Source organism: Clostridium felsineum DSM 794, from assembly GCF_002006355.2.
GTDB lineage: Bacteria > Bacillota > Clostridia > Clostridiales > Clostridiaceae > Clostridium_S > Clostridium_S felsineum.
Window position 1 is genome coordinate 4516971 of record NZ_CP096980.1, and the last position, 23498, is coordinate 4540468.

The 23498-nt window shown below is 26.6% G+C and carries 21 protein-coding genes; 3 read left to right on the forward strand and 18 right to left on the reverse strand.

All coding sequences use genetic code 11. The features are described 5' to 3' along the window. Nucleotides 1-21: 21 nt before the first annotated feature. Nucleotides 22-1557 carry an MFS transporter gene (locus tag CLFE_RS20945; RefSeq protein WP_077893634.1) on the forward strand — a complete coding sequence of 512 codons (1536 nt, stop codon included), beginning with the start codon at nucleotides 22-24 and terminating at the stop codon, nucleotides 1555-1557. A 371-nt stretch (nucleotides 1558-1928) separates the two neighbouring features. Here the strand turns inward: CLFE_RS20945 and CLFE_RS20950 are convergent, their stop codons facing one another. From CLFE_RS20950 to CLFE_RS21035, 18 genes are all read right to left on the reverse strand, one after another. Next, nucleotides 1929-2906, reverse strand: coding sequence for a BtrH N-terminal domain-containing protein (locus tag CLFE_RS20950; protein WP_077893635.1), 978 nt, complete (start codon nucleotides 2904-2906; stop codon nucleotides 1929-1931). A 9-nt stretch (nucleotides 2907-2915) separates the two neighbouring features. Beyond that, entirely contained in the window at nucleotides 2916-3728 is an 813-nt protein-coding gene (locus CLFE_RS20955; protein WP_077893636.1) for an SDR family NAD(P)-dependent oxidoreductase, read from the reverse strand. Next, nucleotides 3671-3889, reverse strand: coding sequence for a phosphopantetheine-binding protein (locus tag CLFE_RS20960; protein WP_077893637.1), 219 nt, complete (start codon nucleotides 3887-3889; stop codon nucleotides 3671-3673). The genes CLFE_RS20955 and CLFE_RS20960 overlap by 58 nt, the downstream gene beginning before the upstream one ends. Before the next feature lie 51 nt (nucleotides 3890-3940). Further along, nucleotides 3941-5011, reverse strand: a complete 1071-nt coding sequence (locus CLFE_RS20965) for a 3-oxoacyl-ACP synthase III family protein (RefSeq protein WP_077893638.1) — start codon at nucleotides 5009-5011, stop codon at nucleotides 3941-3943. Nucleotides 5012-5025: 14 nt separating this feature from the next. Beyond that, the gene (locus CLFE_RS20970) at nucleotides 5026-6900 is read right to left on the reverse strand and encodes an HAD-IIIC family phosphatase (protein WP_169850945.1); all 1875 of its coding nucleotides are present in this window, start codon (nucleotides 6898-6900) and stop codon (nucleotides 5026-5028) included. Beyond that, the gene (locus CLFE_RS20975) at nucleotides 6887-7135 is read right to left on the reverse strand and encodes an acyl carrier protein (protein WP_077893640.1); all 249 of its coding nucleotides are present in this window, start codon (nucleotides 7133-7135) and stop codon (nucleotides 6887-6889) included. The genes CLFE_RS20970 and CLFE_RS20975 overlap by 14 nt, the downstream gene beginning before the upstream one ends. Further along, entirely contained in the window at nucleotides 7122-7754 is a 633-nt protein-coding gene (locus tag CLFE_RS20980; protein WP_077893641.1) for a deoxynucleoside kinase, read from the reverse strand. Before CLFE_RS20980 ends, CLFE_RS20975 begins: the two co-directional genes overlap by 14 nt. 31 nt (nucleotides 7755-7785) lie before the next feature. Next, entirely contained in the window at nucleotides 7786-8919 is a 1134-nt protein-coding gene (locus CLFE_RS20985) for an MGDG synthase family glycosyltransferase (protein ID WP_169850946.1), read from the reverse strand. Beyond that, nucleotides 8907-10067: a radical SAM protein gene (locus CLFE_RS20990; protein ID WP_077893643.1), complete on the reverse strand. Its 1161-nt coding sequence runs from the start codon at nucleotides 10065-10067 to the stop codon at nucleotides 8907-8909. The genes CLFE_RS20985 and CLFE_RS20990 overlap by 13 nt, the downstream gene beginning before the upstream one ends. 1 nt (nucleotide 10068) lies before the next feature. Then, the gene (locus tag CLFE_RS20995; RefSeq protein WP_077893644.1) at nucleotides 10069-11058 is read right to left on the reverse strand and encodes a hypothetical protein; all 990 of its coding nucleotides are present in this window, start codon (nucleotides 11056-11058) and stop codon (nucleotides 10069-10071) included. A gap of 25 nt (nucleotides 11059-11083) precedes the next feature. Then, nucleotides 11084-12121, reverse strand: a complete 1038-nt coding sequence (locus tag CLFE_RS21000) for a ketoacyl-ACP synthase III (protein WP_077893645.1) — start codon at nucleotides 12119-12121, stop codon at nucleotides 11084-11086. A gap of 13 nt (nucleotides 12122-12134) precedes the next feature. After that, on the reverse strand, nucleotides 12135-12359 hold the full coding sequence (locus CLFE_RS21005) for a phosphopantetheine-binding protein (protein ID WP_077893646.1): 225 nt from the start codon (nucleotides 12357-12359) through the stop codon (nucleotides 12135-12137). A gap of 46 nt (nucleotides 12360-12405) precedes the next feature. Continuing rightward, nucleotides 12406-13443 (reverse strand): phosphotransferase, encoded by a 1038-nt coding sequence (locus tag CLFE_RS21010; RefSeq protein ID WP_169850947.1) that lies wholly within the window; start codon nucleotides 13441-13443, stop codon nucleotides 12406-12408. A 10-nt stretch (nucleotides 13444-13453) separates the two neighbouring features. After that, entirely contained in the window at nucleotides 13454-13927 is a 474-nt protein-coding gene (locus tag CLFE_RS21015; RefSeq protein WP_242951632.1) for a cupin domain-containing protein, read from the reverse strand. Between the two features lie 135 nt (nucleotides 13928-14062). Further along, entirely contained in the window at nucleotides 14063-15220 is a 1158-nt protein-coding gene (locus tag CLFE_RS21020) for an FkbM family methyltransferase (protein WP_077893649.1), read from the reverse strand. 62 nt (nucleotides 15221-15282) lie between these two features. Next, complete coding sequence (locus CLFE_RS21025) at nucleotides 15283-17109, reverse strand: ABC transporter ATP-binding protein (protein WP_077893650.1); 1827 nt, start codon at nucleotides 17107-17109, stop codon at nucleotides 15283-15285. Then, nucleotides 17110-18948 (reverse strand): ABC transporter ATP-binding protein, encoded by a 1839-nt coding sequence (locus CLFE_RS21030; RefSeq protein ID WP_077893651.1) that lies wholly within the window; start codon nucleotides 18946-18948, stop codon nucleotides 17110-17112. A gap of 18 nt (nucleotides 18949-18966) precedes the next feature. Continuing rightward, on the reverse strand, nucleotides 18967-20649 hold the full coding sequence (locus CLFE_RS21035) for a nucleotidyltransferase family protein (protein ID WP_169850948.1): 1683 nt from the start codon (nucleotides 20647-20649) through the stop codon (nucleotides 18967-18969). Nucleotides 20650-21051: 402 nt separating this feature from the next. On the opposite strand from CLFE_RS21035, the gene CLFE_RS21040 reads away from it, so the two are divergent. Beyond that, nucleotides 21052-21693, forward strand: a complete 642-nt coding sequence (locus CLFE_RS21040) for a lactate utilization protein (RefSeq protein ID WP_077893653.1) — start codon at nucleotides 21052-21054, stop codon at nucleotides 21691-21693. Between the two features lie 36 nt (nucleotides 21694-21729). Continuing rightward, nucleotides 21730-23271 carry a glycoside hydrolase family 28 protein gene (locus tag CLFE_RS21045; RefSeq protein WP_077893654.1) on the forward strand — a complete coding sequence of 514 codons (1542 nt, stop codon included), beginning with the start codon at nucleotides 21730-21732 and terminating at the stop codon, nucleotides 23269-23271. Nucleotides 23272-23498: the final 227 nt, after the last annotated feature.

Below are 23498 nucleotides of genomic sequence, written 5' to 3' on the forward strand. Positions count from 1 at the left end.
AATGATTAAGGGGTGTACGTTATGGAAAAAAGAATCAAATTAAGAAATATACTTGGTTACTCAAGTATAAACTTCCTCGGAAGCGGAGCTCAAGGATTAATGTCTGCATGGCTATTATTCTTTTATAGTAGTGTCTGTGGTATTAACTCAGTAAAAGCAGCCTCAATATTTGCAATTGCAAGACTTATAGATGCTGTTGGTAACCCAGTACTCGGTTTTATAAGCGATGGTTTTGGTAAGACAAAGCTTGGTAAAAAATTTGGTAGAAGAAAACCTTTTATCGCTGTTGGAATAATTGGAATAGCTATTATCTTTCCTTTATTATGGGTATCTGGAAAATCATTTGTGTATTACTTTGCAGTTAACATGATTTATGAAATATCTTACACATTAGTTTTTGTACCTGGAACAACTCTTCCAGCAGAAATGACACAAGATGCTGGTGAAAAAGCAAAACTTATTGGTGGAAAACAATATTTTGGTACTATATCAAATACTATCACTGGATTCTTAACTGGTTTCATATTTGGTACTTTCGGAAAAACATCTACTAAGTCTTTCTGGTATATAGGTCTTAGTTGGGGAATTATAACTACTATTGCTTTATTGTTCTTCATATTTAACGTATATGAAAGAGATCAAAAAACAGCTGTATATGAAGACGACGCTGGTTCACTTGTAGAAGTATTTAAAAAACTCGGAATAGATTTAGTTTCTTGTATGAGAAACAAAGCCTTCAGGCTTCATAGTGTTATGTGGTTCTTAGGTAGTGTTTACAAACAACTTGCACAAGGTGTACTTACCTTCTTTGCAGTATATGTATTAAGTTTAACAACAGTTGCAGTATCAGCCGTAAATGGTGTATCATCCTTAGTTTCATGTGTTGGATTATTAGGATATATAGTACTTTCATATAAGATCGGTGCTCCAAAAACCTTTAAACTTGGAGTTGTAGTAATCTTTTTATCACTTTTAGGATATATATACCTTGTATTCACAGGTCATAATTCACTAACTTTAACTTTATTTGTAATATTCTCAATAATCAACATTGTAGGTAAAACTGCTATTGATTATATACCAACTTACCAAATGGGTTTTATTGCTGATATAGATGAAGCAATAACTCTAAAAAGAAGAGAAGGTGTATATAACGGTATAAACGGTTTATTTGGAAAGCTTGCAACATCAATAGAATCAATGGTACTTGGTATTGGTTTAGGAGCTTTTGGTTTCATAAGCACAAGCGCAAAGGCAAAACACATGCCTCACCAACCACATAGTGCAATAATCGGAATATCGGTAGTTACAATTGTATTCCCTCTTGTACTTCTTACAATAACTTGGATTGCAGCTTCAAAATTTAAGCTTACAAAAGAAAATCACAAATTATTAATAGATGAAGTAGACAGAATTAAAGCTGGTGGTTCAATGAGTGAAGCAACTCCTGAAGCTAGAACAGCTGTTGAAGCATTAACTGGTTGGGAATATGAAAAATGTTTTGGAAATAACAATGTCGCATATAAAAATTCATCAAATGATCTTAATTTTCAATAATAGTAACTATTATGAATCAAATTGACACGTAATTACATATATACCTTTAAGTTGACAAGTTCAATAATAAAAAATTTTCTTTTAAAAAGTCGGCTTCACGGATTTAATTAAAATATACCCTATAGAATAGATAATAAAAGCAGTCTACTCTATAGGGTGTTTTCAATATATAAGCATGATAATTGGAGCTAATGTTTTTTAAGAATCGTTCTTAAGCATTTTAAAAATAATCCTTTATAAAAGCTATGTGAAACTTTACAAAAATCAAGCAATATAGAATTTATAGGTATCAATGTAACTAAAAAAAGATGACCCCTTATAAATACAGAAATCATCTTCTTAATTATTCTTAGATTTTTTTATACCTAATATCAATTGAAGTTACACTCAAAAATTTCTTTTGCTATCTCTTCTTCATAATTAGCAATATCATATATCTTAATTGGTGCCTTATTTTTAACCAATGTATAATCAGATAAAAACACTTCTTTTCCAAATAATACTTTAAGTGCATCCCACTTTTTTCCCATTAAATTAATACTATTACTATATTTCTTTAATAAATTCTTGTTACATGAATAATTTTCAGATAAAAAAACAAGTAACTCACTAAACTGTTTTCTTCCTTGTCCAATTCTTTGTATTGTATTATAAATAGGAACTGTAAAATAATCTTGATATCCTTTCATCTCATTTTTTGCATTATAATACAATTTTATATCATCTGCAAACTTGCGCATATTATCAAATGAATTTTCTGAATTTCTTTTTCTTAACAATTCACTCACTGCGCTATTTATTATAGAATTTACATCAGAATATCTCATTTCATCACTCACAATATTAAAGGAAATGTACTTCCTACTTGAACTTAAATTAAAATCTTCAATTGATAACTTTAATTTTTTCCTTTTAAAGTAAGGATCCATACATATAATATTCGATTCATTATCTACATCTATTGCTATAATGGTATGCCCACCATGAGATTTTTTATAATGAGGTGTCCAATATAGCCAAAACATATCCATACTGGTCAAAGCAATTGGTATATTATTATTAAGTTTTATTTTTATATCTTTCAATCCTTTATCCAACTCTTCATATTTATGATTAATCATTTCAATTCCACTATATTTACACAACAAGCTTCGACGTTTTGAATTATTATATTTAAGGTATTTTCCTAAATTAAATGTATTTGACGTTTCCAATCTTTCATATTCAAACGCCCATGAATATTCATATATACATTCATATCTTCGTTGAAACCAATTACAAATTGTAACTATAACATCTTCATAACAATTTCGATTATCCTTATGTAAAGGCTCAATATTTTTTATCATATATTTCCCTTATTTAAGAGTTCTCCCCCCATCAATAATAAAATTTTGACCAGTTATCCAAGAAGCTGCTGGCGAAAGTAAGAACTTCACCATATTACTTACATCTTCTGGTTTTCCTAATTTTAATGGGTATCTTGAAAATTCTGTTTCCTTACTTTCTTCTGACATTTTATCTAATGTTTCCAAAAACATACCTGATTGGGTGTTAACAGTTCCTGGTGATACACAATTAATGCGAATCTTGGGTGATATTTCCAAAGCAACTGCTCTAGTATACCCAATTAACGCTGCTTTTGATGCTGAATAGTTACTTAAACCAACGCTAGTTGTACTACATCCAGAAATTGAGGATAATAAAACAATACTACTTCCTTCATTAAATCTTTTCTTTCTTATTAGTTTATTTATCAAAGTAACTGGTCCTAAAAAGTTAACTTTCATACTATAAAGCACTTTATTATAATCACTAAGTTTCGCAGGTATATTCATACATATTCCTACTGTACTTATTAATCCATCTAATTTATAATCCGATATATCAAAATTTTCAAAACTACTTTGTTCTCCAAAATCAACAAATTTTATAACAATATTTTTCTCATCATACTTTGTTTTAAGTACTTCAAGTTTTTTTAAATTTCTTCCTGTAGCTATTACTGTAGCCCCTTCTTGTAATAAAGAATTTGCTATATCATAACCAATACCAGATGTGCCTCCTAATAATAAGAATTTTTTTCCCTTAAAATAATTTTTCATTTCATTCATCATTTTAACTTTACCACAACATCTAGTATTTTTGAAATTGTATTCAATTTTTCCCATTCAAGATAATCATCTGGTATTTCTATATCAAATTCTTCCTCTAAGGATGCCACTAACATAACTAATTGAATCGATTGAAAATTAATTTCTTCATTTTCATCTTCAATATAATGTACTTTACATTCATTAAGTATTCTTTTTATTATTTTTATTTTATCCATTTTTTATCTCCTTAAAAAGTTATTAATTGTTTTCTTTTTCTATTTAAGCATTTATTTATAATCATATTCAATAATTGGAAATATGGTTGTATTATTAAAATTAGTAATACATGTACCTAAACTTAAACCAACTCCAAACCCAGTCATAACTATCCTTTTATCTCTTAAAATTTTTCCTCCAAATGCTTTTGATATTACTTGTGGAATACTACAACAACTGGAATTTCCATATTGTTTTACTACCTCCAACGGTGCCTTTGTTTGATCTATTTGTAACTTACTAATAATTCCATTATTAATAATTCCATTTGCTTGATGGAATGCAAAAAAATCAATATCCTTTATATTTAGTTTTGAAAATTCTAATACTTCATTAACTAAGTCAGGAACATTCTGAAGTGCAAAATTAAATACTTTTAATCCATTCATATATAACTGTTCATCTGTACGAATATTACCTTCATCATCTTTTTTTTCAATTCTTGTATATTTAGAAGACATATTTCTAAATCCACCTGCTTTGATTATTATTGAATTTGACATATCCCCCTGACTTTTCAAAATAAAGCTAGAATGTATCAATTCATCAGAATATTCAATAATAGTTGCAGAACCAGCATCACCATGAATAATTGCTAATGACTTATCTTTTTTATTAATTACCTTTGAAAGAGTATCTCCAACCAAAAGCAGTATTTTTTTACAAACTCCTGATTCCACTAATGAAAATGCATTTAATAATCCATAGATATATCCTGAACACCCATGGTTAATATCATAGCACAAGCACTCTTTACTTAATCCTAACTTACCATGAACTATAGATGCACAATTAGGTATCCTATAATCTGGTGTTTGTGTTACAAATATAATAGCATCAATTTTGCTTTTATCAATATTCATTTCACCCATTATTTTTTTTGCAGCACAACAGCATAAATCAATAGATGTAGTCTTTGTATCTGCGATTCTCCGTTTGTCTAATCCAGTAATCCGTTTTATTTTATCAATATTCTTTTTATTCTCCAATAACTCTATTTCATCATCAAGTGCTCTTTCATATATTGGAACTGCCGTGGCTATACTACTAATAGAAACGTGTTTAAAAATACCTTTTGCCATTTTACCTCCTATAATTATACATTTAAAAAATCTTTTATTACAATTTCAGAAATATCACATTCATGTTTTTTAAAATTTTCTTTGCTTATTTCATAAATAGCCACCTCATCTTGCGTTCTTAAATATTCAAAACCCATTTTCAAATACAATTCATCAACATAACTTTTTTCTTTTATATTTTTACATTTACCTATGATTTTTCTTATTCCTTTTTCTTTTGCTAACTGACATAAATAATTTAAAACTGCATTTTCAATATTTTTATTAAACACTCTACATGACATAACCCATGTATCAATGCTTAAAATATTTTGATCTATATTTAAAATTACAACACTTATAATCCCATAATTTTCGTATTTATCTCCTAATGATATTTGAATTCCAAATTGATTGGACGATTTAGTTACTTTCTCAATGTCAAAATGTTTTACTCTTGTACACATTAAATTAAATTGATTTGTTTTATTAATTAATTGTACTACTCTATTTAAATCATTATCTTGAAAAGGTTGTATAATTAACTTCATATTAGTAGACTTTAAATAGCTAGCATAATCAGAAAAGTTATTTTGTATTTCAATACTTTTTATTCGATTTATATAACTATTTGTTCGATTTAAGTCTTCCTTAGTTAAATTATAATAATCAAAATAGCCACTATTGGATAGTATAATTGGATAATTGGATGGATTATTTCCGATTTCTGGTGTTGTAACTTGTGGTAACTTTTCCCTTACCAAATTTCTTTCATGTATATTATCATCTATAAAAACAATTGAATCTAATCTAACATTTAATGTATCTGCAATAGCTCTTATATTAGATACCTTATCTTTCCAATTTACTTGAAGCATAGCAAAATGCTCTTTATTCAGAATCATTTCCGAACAATTTTCCAATACATCCAAAACATTTTCTAAATTATTTTTTGAAACTACCGTCAGCACTACTCCTGTCTCATACATTTCTTTTACTAAATATTCTTGAAATACCTTAAATGCTTCCCCTTCACTAGTGCCATTTCCAATAATAATATTATCAATTTTATCATCACCAAGAATTCCACCCCATAATACTCCATCCAAATCTAAAACTATTACTTTTTTTCTTATGCCTAAATATGCACAAATTAGTCTTGTAAAATAATCCGAAAAAATATCTGAATTTTCATATGCAAAAGGTATCTTGCTTCTATAATAATCAATGGGTTTTATCCATTTCTGTAAACCAACAATACTGGAAATCTTATCTATATTAAGCATTAATGTAGCTTTATCATTTTTAATTATTTCTTCACAAATATTATTGTAACTTTCAACAAGATCTTCAAAATCATTTTTGTTTAATATATTTATATTTGATGTGCTTTCATAAAATCTTTTATTACTATTGGTCAAAATAATTGTTGTAGAATATATTTTCTTAATTTTTTCAATTAACGAAATCATCTCACTTTTTACATTGCTAATAGTCATATTTGTTGAATAAAACTTTTTTGGTGACATATACATGAACAAAAAATCCATTTTACCTTTAAATGGATGTATTTCTCCCAATGCTATTGGATATATACTATCAAAAGGTGCAAATTGTATATTTAAAAGTATTCCTCTTCTAAATGCAGATGCAATTAAATTATATTTCAAATGATTTAAAGTATAATTACCCATTATTCCTATATTAATTTTTCGATATTCGTTACATTTCCCAATTAAATAAGAAAGCTTTTCTACTTGTTTCCCTAATTTAACACTTTCCAATAAAGTAAGTTTATATTTAGATAGTTTAATTAAATTTTTAAGTTTATCATAATCACTTACATTGGAATCATATAATCTTTTTTTTTCGCTTTCGTCTAGCAAAGGAAGATAATCAAAGTACTCCATATATATCATCTCCAATAACCAATTTTAAAATATTTGCAACTGAATTAATTGATGCTACTTCTTCATCTGATAAATGTTTATTAAATTCATTTTCAATTGCCATAATAATTTGAGCACTAGCTAAACTATCCCATTGATCTATATCTTCTTTAACTAAGTCTTCTGTTATTTCACCTTCATATTCATCAAAAATGGTATTCAGTATTTCTATAATTTTTTTTTTATAATCGTTCAAAATTTTCACTTCCCTTAGCTTTTAGTTTTGATTTTGAAGTTTGTATTATATTTAGACAATTTATAACAATATCTTTTTTTGTTTGTTCACCATTAACAACAGTAAAATTATAATTTTTAATATTATTGTCATAATACTTAGCTGCTGCTATTATTTCATGTAATTCTTCACCATCACCAGGTTTTCTTAATGATATTATTCTTTTATAACAAATATTGGGATTTACTTTCAAATATATATATATATCTGGTTTTTGAAACTTTTCTATAATTTTGTTAAGTATCCTCTTGTCCACTTTATAATTTTTCACAATAAAATCTATGGTCTCTATATATCTATCCATAATAACAATATCATTTTTTTGTATTTCCTGAGTTAATTTAGGAAAAGATTTTTCTTGTAATTCAAACATCAGATATGCAATTACAAGATTATAATGTGTATTTTCAATTTTATTTTTTTTTAAAAAAATAGCAGCTTTTTTTTGTAATTTCGAAAAAACTACAGTATCGTATAACCTTAATTGACTGCATTTGCATTTTTTTGACATCTGTTCTTGTAAGCTTGCAACTAACGTAGATTTTCCAGAGCCATCTGTTCCTGCAATACATACTAACATTTTATATCACCTTCTTACTTTATAAAGTTAATCACAATTTTCCTATATCTTCTAAAACTTTTTCAACTATATTGTTAGCTCCATCCTTTATTAATATTTGTTTATACTCTTCTTTAATGCGCATACTTTCTTTATCTGATAACATAGTTTTTATAAGTGAAATTAAATTTTCTTTATTTCTTAATATTCTTCCAACTTTTGCATTTTCTAAAAAATCAACTACACCACGCTCCTGATATATAAATCCATTTACTGCATCAATAATCATTGGAACTTTCGTAACTAAAGCTTCATAAAATGAATTTGCCCCTGCTTTGGTTATATAAATGTCTGCTACTGCTAATAGCTTTTCAACATGATCATAAAATGGCAAAATAGTAACGTTATCCCTTTGTGCTCTCTTTAATTCTATTTTAGCTAATTTGTATAAAACTTTATTAACCCCACATAGCATTATAAAGTTTTCATGTAAATTAGAATTTAAATATTTAATTAGAAAGTCTAAATTTGATATATTTCCTTGAGAACCACAATTCAAAACAATTACTTTTTTATCTTTATTTATATTTAAATCCGTATATATTTCTTCATTTTTAAATAAATTATCACAAAAAAATCGTTTTGATATTGGATATCCTGATATGATAACGTTTTTTTCTGGTACTCCACTTTTTACCAAAATTTTTCTTACTATTGAATTAGGGCAAAAGTATCTTGTTGCACCAATTGCATCAAATCCTGGCGCTATTGGATTATAGGGATCAGTAACAACTACATAAAATGGAATTTTATTAAGTATTCTTTCTTCTTTCATTGCTCTAATCATGTTATAATTAATTGATGTAGCTGTGGAAATAATTGCGTCTATACCCTTAATACGAAATAATTTCGTATACTTATGTTTTGTTAATTTATATATATATTCATTTTTTTCAGGCCTAGTTATACTATTGAATTCTACATATTTATCACATAGAGCAGTTGAACTGCTAAGTAAAAAATTATAAAAATCACTAAGTATTTTATTACTAGGTAAAATAGATTCATAAAAGTCTGGAATACATATGCAATCTTTATATTTCTTATCTAAAAAAGCTTCATTTATAGCATTCATAACGGACATATGGCCATGTCCAGTTTGAGCAGCTAAAATCAATATCGACATATAACTTGTTTGCTTTCTAAACAATCATTTGGTTCAAAATATAGTGAAGGTATTTGACCTTCTGTTTCGTGTGTGCATTTACTACATATAGGCATTTTACCTACCTTTTGCTTTACTTGATAAGCTCTTTCACTATTCCATAATTTCATAAAATCCATATCATAATTTTTCAAATTACCAATTAACAAGTTTTCACCTGATGTCTTAACATCTGGAAATACTTCACATACACTAACATTTCCATTATAATCAATCCATCCTCCATGTTTTCCAGCATAACAATAGAAATTTCTTTTTCCTGTTTTTGTCGTTTCTAATGTATTACAGCTCATTTGATGTGTAAAGTGTGTTTCTGGTTTATTTACATCTCCAAATTTTCCTTCACTTATATATTGTCCTAAGTTTTTTATTGCCTTTTCATATAATTTATCATCTATATCACATAATGACTTTCCAGCTCTTGGTGTTTGTCTTATTTTTAATAATGTTACTTTATCAGGTTCAAAATTTTTTATATACCAATTTAAAAATTCTGAATATCTTTCCTGATTTATCGAATTAAATGTGGAACACAAATTTAATTCGAGATTCTTATAATATTTCTTTAGTTTTTTACATTCTTGTAACGTCTCTAATGATTTCTTAAATGTTCCTTTACCTCTTATGGCATCATTATCTTCTTCAAACCCTTCAATGGAAAAACTTAACGAATATATTTTATTAGAATCTTGTTTACATATAAGTTCTGTTTGTTTTAAAATTGATTCAGTTAACTGACCATTAGTTGCAGAATCACACCATGGCATATTATTATTTGTTCTAAATATATGTATAATTTCATGAAGATCATTCCTCATAAAAGGTTCTCCTCCAGTAAAAATACCTATATTAAACCATTGCATACTATTTGATATTTTTTCATATTGATCAATTGTGAGTTCTTTTTCTTGATTGCTTTTATTATGATTATCAAGAGTTTCATGATAAAAGCAATGCTTACATCTCAAACAACACTTATTTGTTGTTAAAAATGATAATACTAACGGAGTTCCATCTTCAAAAAAATGTCTTTTGTTGTAATACTTCAACACTTTTTTCATTTTTGAATAATTTAGATCATACTCTTCCTTATTAAAATTTTTTATCATATTATTCCCACTCTCTTTTATTTAATATACCAATAAATTTTTTTATAAAAATTATTGTTTTTTCAAATGTCAGTTTATAATTATCTAAAAATTGTGAAACTTGATTTTCTCTTTTACTTATAGTTAATTTAATAGCTTTATTAGTTATAATATTCCACTTCATTTTTAAATCTTTCACTTCATTTAAAATATCATATTTATTTGATATTTCTATATGTTCTATAAACTCTATCAAATAACTTATCATAGGCATAAATGTTCCATAGAAAACACTATTTGCAGCATAATAACAACTTGCTAACTTATCTTCTACATTATTATCTGTTAATATTGATTCCAAATAAGAAATATGATATTTTACTGCACTTATTCCAAAATACTCATTTGATTCAATCTCATTGGTATTTTTTATATATTTCTTCATATTTTTTATAATTATTTCTCTATAATTATATTTAATTGCTTTTTTAGAATCTGAATATATAATAAGAAATTCTTTTGCTTTACTTATCATATAATCAATCGGAATAGTAAACTCTATAACTTCCTTTTCGTGATTTTCATTAAGATGAAGTACATCATACACATAGAAAAAATCCTTTTCTAAATCAACTCCATATATTATAAATGATCTCAAAAAACCATATTCTTTTTTAAGTCTCTCATCGAAATTAAGAAAGTTACTATTAATCAATACAATTACAGGATTTTGTTTCATTATTGAATTAATAACGATTTCTTTTGAGTTAATAGTGTTTTTATCCATCCATTTTACTTCAAGCTTTCCATCTACTTTTAAATTTTCACTTATTCTTCTTAATGTATTTAACGCTACATATCCTTCATAAAATGATGTATCAAAACCATTTACTAAAATATATGTCTCGTATTCAGTTATTGGTATTTTGTTGAAGGCAAGCAGGTTGTGTATAGCGGAAATCGCACAACTATTTTCTCCTTCTTTGGTCTGCATTTTTATTATATTACTCATATTTAACACCTACATTTATAATAATTTAAATTTCTATTACTGGAAGTACTACCTTAGGATCTAAATCTATAATTACACCTGCCCAAGAGTACCCAACTCCAAAACCTAATAACACAGAATGTATTATTTTATCTACCTTATTATTTTCAATAAAATCACATATTGTAATAGGAATTGATGCTCCACTAGTATTTCCATACTTATTCAATGATATAGGCACTTTTTTTATATCAATATTTAACTTTTGGCATAAATGTTTTATTATAAACGCATTAGCCTGATGAAAGAAAAAATAATCTAATTCTTCTAATTTGTAATTACTTATAGATAACAAATTTTTAATCATATCAGGTACTACATCTATACTAAAGTTAAACACTTCAGCACCATCCATATAAACATAGCTTGGAAATTTCACCTTATTCTCTGCATTATAACTATTATGTTTTTTATATTCTTCCTCATTTCTGTAACGACATCCTCCTACATAAGTAATTAAATTTTTAGCTCCATATCCATTTGTACCATAATCAATAGCCTGAATTTGATTCTTCTTATGATGTGATGATATAATAGTTGCTGAATATGCATCTCCAAATAATGGGTATGATGAGCTATCTTCTTTACATGCAGTTGATTGTGTTAAATCTCCTACAATCAGTAAAATGCGTTTAAATAATTTACTTTCTATAAATGCATTTGCTGTAATAAGTCCATATACATATCCAGAGCATCCAAGGTTTATATCATAAGCAAGTACGTTTTTATTAATACCAAGCCTATGTTGAACAATACATGCCGTAGATGGGAACTTATACTCAGGAGTTTGTGTAATTACAAATATTGCATCAAAATTTCTATCTCCACCAGCCTTATTTATTGCAGTTTCTGCTGCTTTCAAAATCAACTCCAATGCTCTCATATCCCCTGTAACTACATGTCTTTCCTTGATTCCAGTTATCATAGATACTCTTTTAGCCTGCTTTATTCCAAATCTCTTTTCTAGTTCAGCTTGTCCTAATTTATTTTTAGGAACTACTGTTACTAATGCATCTACCTTCATTTTTTCTCCTTTATTAATAAATTAAATTAATAATGTCTTTAATTTTTTTACACTCTATTAAATCTTGCACTTTTACCCTTTTAGATGAATAAGTATCTATTACTGCAAGTATACCTAACTTAGTAATTGAATCCATATTAACATTTTCTAAATTTGTTTCCTCCTCTAACTTTTTATTTTCATCTTTCATTTCTATTAATTCTTCTAATTCCTCTAAAATTTTTTCTCTTTCAATCATATTTTTTCTCCTTATATTTTATTTTTTTATATTTTATTTTTTTATATTAAATATTCAAATTATTATAAGAGCTAATTATATTATTAATAAATTCTGCCCAAAATTTTGATTTTCTTCTCAATTTACAACTAACTGCATAAATTGAAGGCTTAAACAAATTTAAAGTTGTAAATAACTTATAATCTTTTAGACATTCATCCCAAGTATATTTATATCCTAACTCCTTCAATTTATCATAATAGATTTTTAATATTTCTAATTCCTTATTTTTGTACCTCTTGGGTAAATATAAATTTAACAAATGTGCAATGTCATACGTTCCAACTCCAAAATTCCACCATTGCCAATCTATAATAGCCATATTCTCTTGAGGATTTTTTTTGTTGAATAAACAATTTTTAAGATGAAAATCTCCATGAACTATAGTGGATTTTTTGTAATAAAGATACCTATTAATTTTTCTCAAGTTAATTTCTAACTTATAAGTAATATCATTAAATATACTTTCCATTTCATCTGTATAGTTTTCGCCTAATAAATGAATCATTTTTTTATGGTTATATAAAAGAAATTTTAAATTTACACATTTGTAATCCATTGGATTATACTTTTCATAATTCACATTATCTAATTTTAATTTTCTAAATTTATTATGATATTCAGCAATATTTCGTACAGCAATCTTATAAAGTTCTATATCAGCATCATATTCACTTTCCATATAAGTATCAGCTATATTTTCAAGTATCAAATATGAAAATTGATCATTATAATTTGCATCTATAATTTTAGGTTTCCAATCTATTTTACAATTTTCAATTAGTCTGTAGAAGTTTATTTCATTCCTGGTTAAATTTTTATAATGTTGATTACTATGTATTTTATCTAATTTAATAAAAATAGCTTTAGGCAATGTTTCTTCATTTTTTAAATATTTTAATGTAGATGAAAATGCTAATGACCCCTCACTATTTTTAAAATCTTTTGTCATGGATATTATATAATTATCCTTACTTATTATATTTTTTTTTATAAATAACTCTGTTAAATATTTTTCATTAATTTCATCTTCACTTAACATCATAATCAACCTTCTATTCATTTTTATAATAATCAACTGTTGATTCTTTATCAAAAAAGAACTTTTCTTCCATATCCTCTATTATTCCAATTTTATTAGACTTTGGATAAAAAATAACATCTGGATAATCCGAAACATCAAATTCTAAATATTCCAACGATTCTTTATCAGATATGTTTTCTATTAAATGTCCTCCCTTTTTCATAGGTGGGCATAAAATTATATCTCCCTTTTTTATTTTTATTTTTGAATTATATGTTGTTAAACACCCTTTTCCATTAATAACGTAAAACCCCTCTTCGTTTTTTAAATGATAATGATATGGATAATTAGATTTATATGGTGGTATCTCATAAATTGAAACTCGCATTTTACTGTTATAAAATGATTTTTCCAATTCATATTTAAAATATTCATATGGTTGATGTTCACATTTATGATAAGGTTTCAAATCATTTTTGTTAACTATAACAATATCGTCTTCCAAAATTATCTCATCTCCATTTATATTTTAATATAAAATCTCAAACATACTTTTTTTACTTTGTGTAATTAAATGGTTTTAATTAAAATATGTATTTTTTGTTCTTTGTTATTCGCTATAATCTAATTAATGATATATTTATATAGAAGCAAAGAGTATTGTATCTCCCCATGCACTACTATTCTGAACTAAATAAATTTTATAATCATCTACTATCTTTTTTACAAATAGAGGTATTTCGATTATATCATTAGCATTATGGTATAAGGATATTGCAAGTTTAGGTTTAAATTTAGTTATAGTATTAATCGCACCTTCTAATGTTTTTAATTCTCCTCCTTCTATATCCAATTTTATAAAATTTACCACATCTATTTTTTTATCATTAACAAAATCATCTATTGAAATAACATCTACACTATAATCACCAGCATCTTCATTTAAGAAACTACCTGGTGAGTTATTACCCATATCTGTATAATATATTTTGTCTGTTTTATTCCATAAACCTTTATTGACAACTGATATGATACTATTCAGATTATTTTTATCTATATTGTTTTGTACAACCTTACAATTATCTTTAGAAGGTTCAAATGAATACACTTTTCCCTTATTACCAACCTTGTCAGCAAACCAAACTGCAGTTTCTCCTAAAAAAGCGCCTCCACTTATTACCACATCATTTTCACTTGGTTCACATTTTCCTTTCAATAAATACATTTCTTCAACCCAAGTTTCTATCATAGAATGTTTTTTAGATTCTATAGAAAAATTTTTAACCTTATAATCTTTACCCTGTTTTGTTATCTTATTGTTCGACTTTTTGTCCACTAATTTAACCATTTCCTTACTAAAAGGATATATTTTTTTCGCTAAATTTCCAACTAAAGCATATGAAATTCTATACGAAATTAACCAGTCAAAGAATTCTTTGGATTCTTTATCTGCTAACATATTATATATTTTGTCTAGTTCCTCTCTTTTATCAATGATATGATACAAATTTCCTATTGTTCTCCATTTATTATGTATGCTAAATTCAAATTTATTAACTGTTGGAGCATTAACTATTAAGCAACCTGCTTTTTTTAATACTTTATCATTTATTTTATTAATGAATTTCCATGAATCGGTTGATTCTTTTTTAAAAGATTCCTTATATTTATTAACATGACCTTCTTCATAAAGTGCCTTTTGTACTTCAAATAATATTTTTTGTAATAAATACGCTGAATGTGAATTTTCTCCTCTTATTTTATAATCATTTATACTAGATAATTTAAAATTTGACATAATATAACCACCTTTTGTACTTTTTTATATATGATACTTATATTGAAATTCACAATAATATTTTAAACTACATACCATTGAGATTGAACATGATACATTTCACTATATAAGCCATTTAATCTAATAAGTTCATTATGTGTACCTTCTTCTGCAACTTCACCATCTTTAAATACTAAAATTCTATCAGCTAAACGTGTCGCTCCAAGCCTATGTGATATTAATAGTACTGTTTTATCACCTGTTAATTTATTAAAATCAGAATATAATTGTGATTCAGACATTGGATCAAGAGCTGCTGTAGGTTCATCTAATATCAATATTTTAGAATTTTTCTTAATAAGTACTCTTGCCATGGCTAACTTTTGCCATTGCCCTCCTGATATTTCTGTACCACCAAACCTTTGAAATCCCAAAGGTGTATTTATTTCTTCATTAAGCTTACTAACAAATCCATAAGCATCTGTTAATTTTAAAACATTTCGTATTTCATCATCATTATACTCATTTTCTAAATCACCAATCCTTATATTATCTGCAATTGACATTTCATAGTGTCCAAAATCTTGAAAGGCACAAGATATATATTGTCTAAGTAATCCTATATTACTTTTAACTTCTATTCCTCCAATATATATATGTCCTTTATCTGGTTTATATAAACCACATATAAGTGCTATAAATGTACTTTTTCCACAACCATTTTCCCCTACTATTGATATTTTTTCTCCGCTTTTTATTTTTAAAGATATATTATTCAATATTACCCTACTAGTTCCAGGATATTTAAATGTTACATTTTTAAATTCAATATCAAAGTTTAAATTATCTTTATTTTTATATGCTAATTCTAAACTTTCCTTATCTCCAATATCTTCTTCTTTATATTTCATTATATCCGCATAATCTTCTATAAATCTTCCATCATTTGCAATGGTTATTAAATTCAAAAATATTCCTTCAAATGATGCTTGCATATTTTTAGAGGAGGAATATACTAACATAAATGATCCTATACTAACTTTTCTCATATATATGTCGTAAGATACCATAACAAGCCCTATTCCTAATGCTATATAGCTTACTAATCTTGCTGCTCCTGTTATAAAAGTATATTTTTTTATGATATATTTTCTTTTTTCATCTAACTTTGTTACTGATTTTTCAAATTTATCTCTTATATAATTATACAAATTTCCAAATCGCATTTCTTTCATATATGGACGTTTAAACATTACCCATGAAACGTATGTTTGATAACGTAATTCATGAGAATTATTCTGTTCATTTTTATAGTTTTCTTCTGTTTGCATTGCACTTAGTACTATTGATGGTATACATCCTACTAATAATATTATAGCTATTAAATAATTATTTGATATTATTACAAGTGCTGCAACTATGAATTGAATTACAAATGAGATTAATCCAAAACTTGAAGTAACAATAAGTGATATTTTTTCACTCAATTCATCTTTAACCCAATTAAATTTATTATGAGTTTCTATATCATCAAAATAAGATAATTCAATGCGTGAAACTTTTTCCATCAAACTATATTGTATGAAATGATTCATTGCTTCAGTAATACGTATTTTAGAATGTGTTGATATAAAATTTATTATAGTAACTATTATCATAATGAATGCCCATATACAAAGCCATTTAATACCCATATCAAAATTTTTTTTCGAAGGATTTTTTATAAGTTGTGCTGCAGCATTATAAAAGTTTTTTTCAAAAATTGCTACTATTGATACTAATCCTCCTGATATAAGCCAAATGTTTGCCATAGATATTTCTTTAATATTTGTACCTTTTACAACAAGCTTAAGACAAGTTAAAATAGTCTCTCCTATTTTCGCTTTCTTTCTTTCATTCTTTTCACTCATCTACAGTACCTCCTCTTTGGAATACCATTTTGCTTGATCTATAAACATCTTGTAATAGCTACCTTTTAACGATATAAGTTCATCATGATCTCCGAATTCAACAAGTTTACCATCTTGAAGAACTGCTATTTTATCTGCAAGTCTTGCAAAACCTATTCTATGAGAAATTAATATAGCTGTTTTTCCTCGAGATACTGATTTTATATTGTTGAATTGTTTCATTTCGGCAATGGGATCTAAAGCTGATGCTGGCTCATCCATTATAAGTATATCTCTGTCACTTATATATGCACGTGAAGCTGCTATTCTCTGCCATTCTCCCCCTGAAAAGTTTGTCCCCTTACTTTCGTACCATTTTCCTATATGTGCATCTAAATTTCCATTCATTCTGCTTAAAATTTTATTAATTCCACCTTTTTTACATGCCTCTAATATAACATTATCATGCTTAATTTTAGACAAATCTCCAAATGCTATATTTTCTCTAAGTGTAAATTCAAATTTTGCATAATCTTGAAACGTTACTCCAATCTTATTTACAAGTTTTTTCAAATCTATTTCATCATAATTTTTACCTTCAAATAAAATTTCCCCACTAGTAGGTTTATAAAATCCTAATAATATCTTTATCAAAGTAGATTTACCTGCACCATTGTTTCCTACTAATGCAATAGTTTCACCTTTATGTATTTTCAATGATACATTTTTTAATACTTCTTTATCACTATTATCATATGAATAACTTACATTTTTCATTTCAAATTCTATTGATTCTTGATTTTTATAATCCTTAGCTACCTTTTCAATATTATTTTTAGGTAAATACTCCTTACTAAAATCTAAGCTAATCAAATCTTTTTGAAAGCCTAAATCTTCGAGATATCCGTACGCATCCATAAATTCCCTACCTACTTTTATAGAGCCATTTGATAACTGGTCAAATACAGAAATAAACAGTACAATCTCTCCAATAGTTAATGATTTATTTTTCACCATAATAAAGGCAACAAAAATACTACTAAATTTAAATATCATGTTGATTAAAGCAAGCATATTCCATCTAAATTCATTGTTGTTTTGCAACTTCATATTTTTTAAATTCATAGGGACTACAATACTATTCCATTTTTTTTTGATAATTTTATTTAAATTCAATGTCCTGTATTCTCTTGCTAATGCATAATCAAAAACCAATCCATAATAATAATCTGATATCCTTTGATCATTTCCATCATCACGCCATAATCTGTATGTACATTTAGCATTATAAAACCCTATTGGTAATGCTATACATGTAAGGATTATCCCTACAATAAAAAGAAGCAGCGAATTATTTAACGCAAGTATTATAATTCCTATTATTCCAATAATAAGACTTAAGAAGCTTATCCCATTTTGCATAAAAAATCCAAGTCTTTTTATAGTTGGCATAGTCATGTTTATTTTAGTAACCATATCAGGATTATCAAATAACCTAATAGGCAGAGTTTCTACCCATTCTCCCATTTTTTTTTGCATCCCTACTGAATATTTAGAGTGCATAGTGAACTTTAGTATATCCGGAAAAATTTCATACAATGCCGATAAAAATAAAAATATCATTAGTACTGCTATCCATATTATTATAATTGAAAATCCACTCTGCTTTTCTATACTCACATTTATAATATCAATTATCTTTTTAGTTACTGTTAGAAAAAACACAGGTATAAGTGCTCCCATTATTCCAACAATCATCCATAAAATCATAGTCTTTTTATCTATTTCCCAGGCCATTTTTAATGCCCATTTAAGTGTTGAATTTTCCTCAGCAAATTGACTTTTTTTATTCTTTTTCATATACTCACTTCCCCATATTTACACTAAGATTATCTCCTCTGATTCTTGTGCATTAGGAAATACTTTAGAACTATTTTTATTTGACCATTTCATATAAAATACATTATTCTTATCGTTTTCTTTAAATGCAATTGCAATTTCAAATCCTAATTTTCTTCCTATATAAGGGTTTATTTTAATCACATTCCATGGAATAAGCATATTAATATAGAACTCTTTTTTTTCAGATTTTATTTGAACTGCACTTCTATCTATATTTACATAATCTTTATAGTTCCAATTATCTCTTATTAATCTTAAATTTTCCTCATCTTCATATACTGTTGGTAAAAATATTACAAATCGTTCTGTAAAACCTCCGTAATTTTTACTTTTCCCTGTATCTAAGTTAAAACTTATAGTTTCTATATTCTTTTCTACATCATCACACTTTTCACTTTTACTAATCACATGTAAGCATAAATTAAAGGTTTCATTATTCCAAGATATTTGAGCAAATCCATAATAATTTTTCATAAATTCTTGTTCTCTTTTTGTTAATAGTTCAACTGCTATTCTTCTAAAATTTTTTTTATAAAATATATTTCTTAGTTGAAAACTATTATTTTCTACACATTGGGTTTGTTCTGAATATCTACATCCTATTTTCAATGTATCCTTTCTTAAATGTTGTATTAGTTTATGAACAAATATAAAAGGATCTTCAAATACCCAATTTTTTATATTTTTTATTATAAATTTACATACTATAACTTCAATATCATCTGCATTAACAATCGGATCATTAATAATATTAATTAATTTTTCTGATTTATCTTCCGAAATTCTTCCAGGATATATTTCTTTTAATAATGCTATTGAAAGCGCAACCCCTTCACATTGATTCATTATCTTGGCTCTTTCACTTAAAATATTCCAATTTATCTGATCTATATATTTATCAATTAATATAACCATTTCATGAAATATCCTTAATCTAATAAATGCAACTTGATTTTTAGTCTTATTTAACTGATTGTGAATATCTTCAACAATATGCCTTTCAAAATGTCCCATTAAATGCAATAATCGATCATGTATCTCTAATACCCAAACTTGATAGAAGTCCTTCTTTTGGTATACAGCTCTATATATTACACTTTTAGGATCGTTTTTTTTATAGTTCGGCATGTGATACAACGGATTAATATGTAAATCCACACTAATTAAAGTTTTTTTATTAGTAATCTTAGATTCTACTTTTTTTAACATTGGATGGATATGTGTATAATGATTTATATCATATATTTTTCTAATTGGAGTACCTACCAATTTTCTTTTAAATGAATATGTATACCCCACTTCCTCAAATATTTTCAAAGCATCATTAATATCATCATAATCCACTAAAATATCCATATCATTACTCTCTCGCATTTCTGGTGGATTAAAGATATCTTCACTTAAACAATATCCTTTTAAAAAGACAAGTTTTATACCACGTTCTTGTGCAATTTTACTAATTTCTTTGATTTCTTGTAAAAAAAGCTCATTTAATTCTTTTTGCTTTTGTATTTTTAATAATGCTCTAGTATATTCTTCTTGATCTATATCTTTAAGTTCTTCAATATATATTGCTGATAGTGAATATCTTTTAACTTGTTGTAATAAATTGCCTTTCTTTTTCAAATAATTACTCAAATCTTGTTTTGCATCACTCATAAAATTCATCCCCTTCTATTAATCCATTTAAATAATAAATTTTTTTATTATTATCACTATAAAATCGTTTACTTTTTATATTATTTAACATTTAATCAAATTTCTTATATAATATATAATACAATACTTTTTTACATATATCAACCTAATTATTACTAGTATTTCATTTTTTGTATTTTATATTCAAATATAAATACCCTGTTTCCTAATATCGCTTTTATAAATATTTGATATATTGACAATACTTCTGTAGAATGGTACCATAGCATTGTTAACGTTAACAAGATGAAATTTATAGGTTTTATCTTGTTACAATTCTTTGTATTTTTAATCCTATGTACACTAATTCTTTATTCAATATATAAATTATTCACATTAATAAAACTTTGGAGGTAATTCTTAATGGATGAAATGAAAAAGTGGAAAAATCTATGTAAAGCAAAAAAAATAACCGAAACTCTTAATAAAAGACATTTTAAGGCTTCTTATGTAGAAACTCTCGAAGAAGCTAAAGAAAAGCTTATTTCAATGATTGAAGAAGGTTCAAGTGTTGCTATTGGTGGTTCTACTACTTTAAGCGATATGGGAATGGTTGATGTTTTAAGAAATGGAAACTATAAATTCTTTGACAGATATCAAAAACTTCCTTTTGATCCTGATATAGTAGAGATTCATCGTAAATCTTTAACTGCCGACTATTTAATTACTGGAACTAATGCAATAACCGAAAATGGTGAATTAGTAAACACAGATTGTACTGGTAATAGAGTGGCTCCTATGATTTTTGGACCCAAAAATGTTATAATAGTTGCTGGTGTAAACAAAATTGTTGAAAATATAGATGCTGCTTTCAAAAGAATTCGTGAAATTGCACCTATGAACTCAAAAAGAATAAAACATGAAACACCTTGCGTCGAAACAGGTTTTTGTGTTGATTGTGATTGCAAAAAAAGAATTTGTAACTTCACTACAATCATTCATAATGGAATAAAATTTGAAGGAAGAATAAAAATAATAATAATAGCTGATGAGCTTGGATACTAATGATAATTTTAATTTAAGAATGGAGGCTTTACAACAATGAATTTTAATTCAGTCGCAACAACTTCAACATCTGCTTCATTTGAAATAGAAAATAATGAGTGCTTTTATTTAGAAAACAAAGCAGATGTATACCTAAATAATAAAAAAGTTTTAACATCAGAAAAGAATGTATTTACACTAAACAATTTAAAACCAAGTACAGAATACAATATATTTATAGAAGATACTGTTACTAAATCTAAAAGCCCTGTTATAAGTATAAAAACAAAATCTGAATCCTCAGTTATTAACATATTAGACTTTGGAGCTATCGGTAATGGAACACATGTAAATACCTCTTTCATACAAGCTGCTATAAATGTATGCCCTGCTTTTGGACGAGTTGTTGTTCCAAAGGGAACTTTTTTAACAGGACCTTTATTTCTTAAAAGCCATATAACTCTTGAATTAGAAAAAGGTGCTGTACTTTTGGGTTTAAAGGAAAGAGAAAGCTACCCTATTCTAAAAGCAAACATTCCTATGGGTAATAACGATTTTTATCTTGGTTCTTGGGAAGGAAATGAAGCCGACTCATTTGCAAGTATAATTACAGCTATAGGTGCTGAAAATGTAAATATAATAGGTGAAGGTACTATAGATGGTAATGCTGATTTTGATACTTGGTGGTTTAAAGCTAAAGAAAAGAGAGTTGCTTGGAGACCTAGAACCTTGTTTATCAATGCATGTAAAAACGTATTAGTTGAAGGAGTAACTGTTAAAAACTCCCCATCTTGGACTATTCATCCCTTAATGAGTAATCATTTAAGCTTTATAAACTTAAGTATTCAAAATCCATTTGATGCACCAAACACTGATGCCTTAGATCCTGAGTCCTGTAAAGATGTTTTAATACTTGGTGATACTTTTTCAGTTGGAGATGACTGTATAGCAATAAAATCAGGAAAAATAGACATAAGTGTAAAAAATCCTGTTGCTTCTGAAAACATAACTATACGAAACTGCAATATGCATTCTGGTCATGGTGCTGTTGTTTTAGGAAGTGAGATGTCTTCTGGAATAAAATCTATATTCATTGAAAAATGTATCTTTAATGAAACTGATAGAGGCCTTAGAGTTAAAACAAGACGTGGTAGAGGTTCAAAAGGTATTATAGATAACATTCATATGAAAAATATAAAAATGGACAAAGTTCTAACACCTTTTGCTATTAACTCCTTCTATTTCTGCGATGATGATGGAAAAACAGAATATGTTTGGAGTAAAGAAAAACTACCTGTTGATGATAGAACTCCTTACATTGGAAGTATTAATGTTGAAAATGTAACTTGTACTAATGCTAAAGTATGTGCTGCATTTATGTACGGTCTTCCAGAACAAAAAATAGGTAAGGTTCATATGAAAAATGTATCAGTAAGCTTCGATGAAAGCGCAGAGGAAGGCTTTGCTGATATGATGAGCTTCCTAGAGCCAATGAAGAGAAACGGTATGTACTTTAACAATATTAAAGAATTAGTCCTTGAAGATGTTATTGTAGAAAAAGCCTTAAATGAAGAAATAACACAAATAAATATTGGTTAAATATAAAATTATTATTATAAAAAACTGTGTTGATAAGTTTAGTTATCAACACAGTTTTTTTATTTTCACATATATTTCACATAATAATTTGATATTAAAACAACATTTTATGTATATACTACCAATATACGAAAGTTTATTACTTAGAAAGATATATTAACCCCCAAGTATAATATGTCCTTCTACATATATAAACTTTCATATAAACAGTACCCATAATAGGAGAA

What these genes read in the sequence shown, in the direction of transcription:
- CLFE_RS20945 (WP_077893634.1), top strand. Translation starts at nt 22, where the DNA reads ATGGAAAAAAGAATCAAATTAAGAAATATACTTGGTTACTCAAGTATA.
- CLFE_RS20950 (WP_077893635.1), bottom strand. Translation starts at nt 2,906, where the DNA reads ATGATAAAAAATATTGAGCCTTTACATAAGGATAATCGAAATTGTTAT.
- CLFE_RS20955 (WP_077893636.1), bottom strand. Translation starts at nt 3,728, where the DNA reads ATGGGAAAAATTGAATACAATTTCAAAAATACTAGATGTTGTGGTAAA.
- CLFE_RS20960 (WP_077893637.1), bottom strand. Translation starts at nt 3,889, where the DNA reads ATGGATAAAATAAAAATAATAAAAAGAATACTTAATGAATGTAAAGTA.
- CLFE_RS20965 (WP_077893638.1), bottom strand. Translation starts at nt 5,011, where the DNA reads ATGGCAAAAGGTATTTTTAAACACGTTTCTATTAGTAGTATAGCCACG.
- CLFE_RS20970 (WP_169850945.1), bottom strand. Translation starts at nt 6,900, where the DNA reads ATGGAGTACTTTGATTATCTTCCTTTGCTAGACGAAAGCGAAAAAAAA.
- CLFE_RS20980 (WP_077893641.1), bottom strand. Translation starts at nt 7,754, where the DNA reads ATGTTAGTATGTATTGCAGGAACAGATGGCTCTGGAAAATCTACGTTA.
- CLFE_RS20985 (WP_169850946.1), bottom strand. Translation starts at nt 8,919, where the DNA reads ATGTCGATATTGATTTTAGCTGCTCAAACTGGACATGGCCATATGTCC.
- CLFE_RS20990 (WP_077893643.1), bottom strand. Translation starts at nt 10,067, where the DNA reads ATGATAAAAAATTTTAATAAGGAAGAGTATGATCTAAATTATTCAAAA.
- CLFE_RS20995 (WP_077893644.1), bottom strand. Translation starts at nt 11,058, where the DNA reads ATGAGTAATATAATAAAAATGCAGACCAAAGAAGGAGAAAATAGTTGT.
- CLFE_RS21000 (WP_077893645.1), bottom strand. Translation starts at nt 12,121, where the DNA reads ATGAAGGTAGATGCATTAGTAACAGTAGTTCCTAAAAATAAATTAGGA.
- CLFE_RS21005 (WP_077893646.1), bottom strand. Translation starts at nt 12,359, where the DNA reads ATGATTGAAAGAGAAAAAATTTTAGAGGAATTAGAAGAATTAATAGAA.
- CLFE_RS21010 (WP_169850947.1), bottom strand. Translation starts at nt 13,443, where the DNA reads ATGATGTTAAGTGAAGATGAAATTAATGAAAAATATTTAACAGAGTTA.
- CLFE_RS21020 (WP_077893649.1), bottom strand. Translation starts at nt 15,220, where the DNA reads ATGTCAAATTTTAAATTATCTAGTATAAATGATTATAAAATAAGAGGA.
- CLFE_RS21025 (WP_077893650.1), bottom strand. Translation starts at nt 17,109, where the DNA reads ATGAGTGAAAAGAATGAAAGAAAGAAAGCGAAAATAGGAGAGACTATT.
- CLFE_RS21030 (WP_077893651.1), bottom strand. Translation starts at nt 18,948, where the DNA reads ATGAAAAAGAATAAAAAAAGTCAATTTGCTGAGGAAAATTCAACACTT.
- CLFE_RS21035 (WP_169850948.1), bottom strand. Translation starts at nt 20,649, where the DNA reads ATGAGTGATGCAAAACAAGATTTGAGTAATTATTTGAAAAAGAAAGGC.
- CLFE_RS21040 (WP_077893653.1), top strand. Translation starts at nt 21,052, where the DNA reads ATGGATGAAATGAAAAAGTGGAAAAATCTATGTAAAGCAAAAAAAATA.
- CLFE_RS21045 (WP_077893654.1), top strand. Translation starts at nt 21,730, where the DNA reads ATGAATTTTAATTCAGTCGCAACAACTTCAACATCTGCTTCATTTGAA.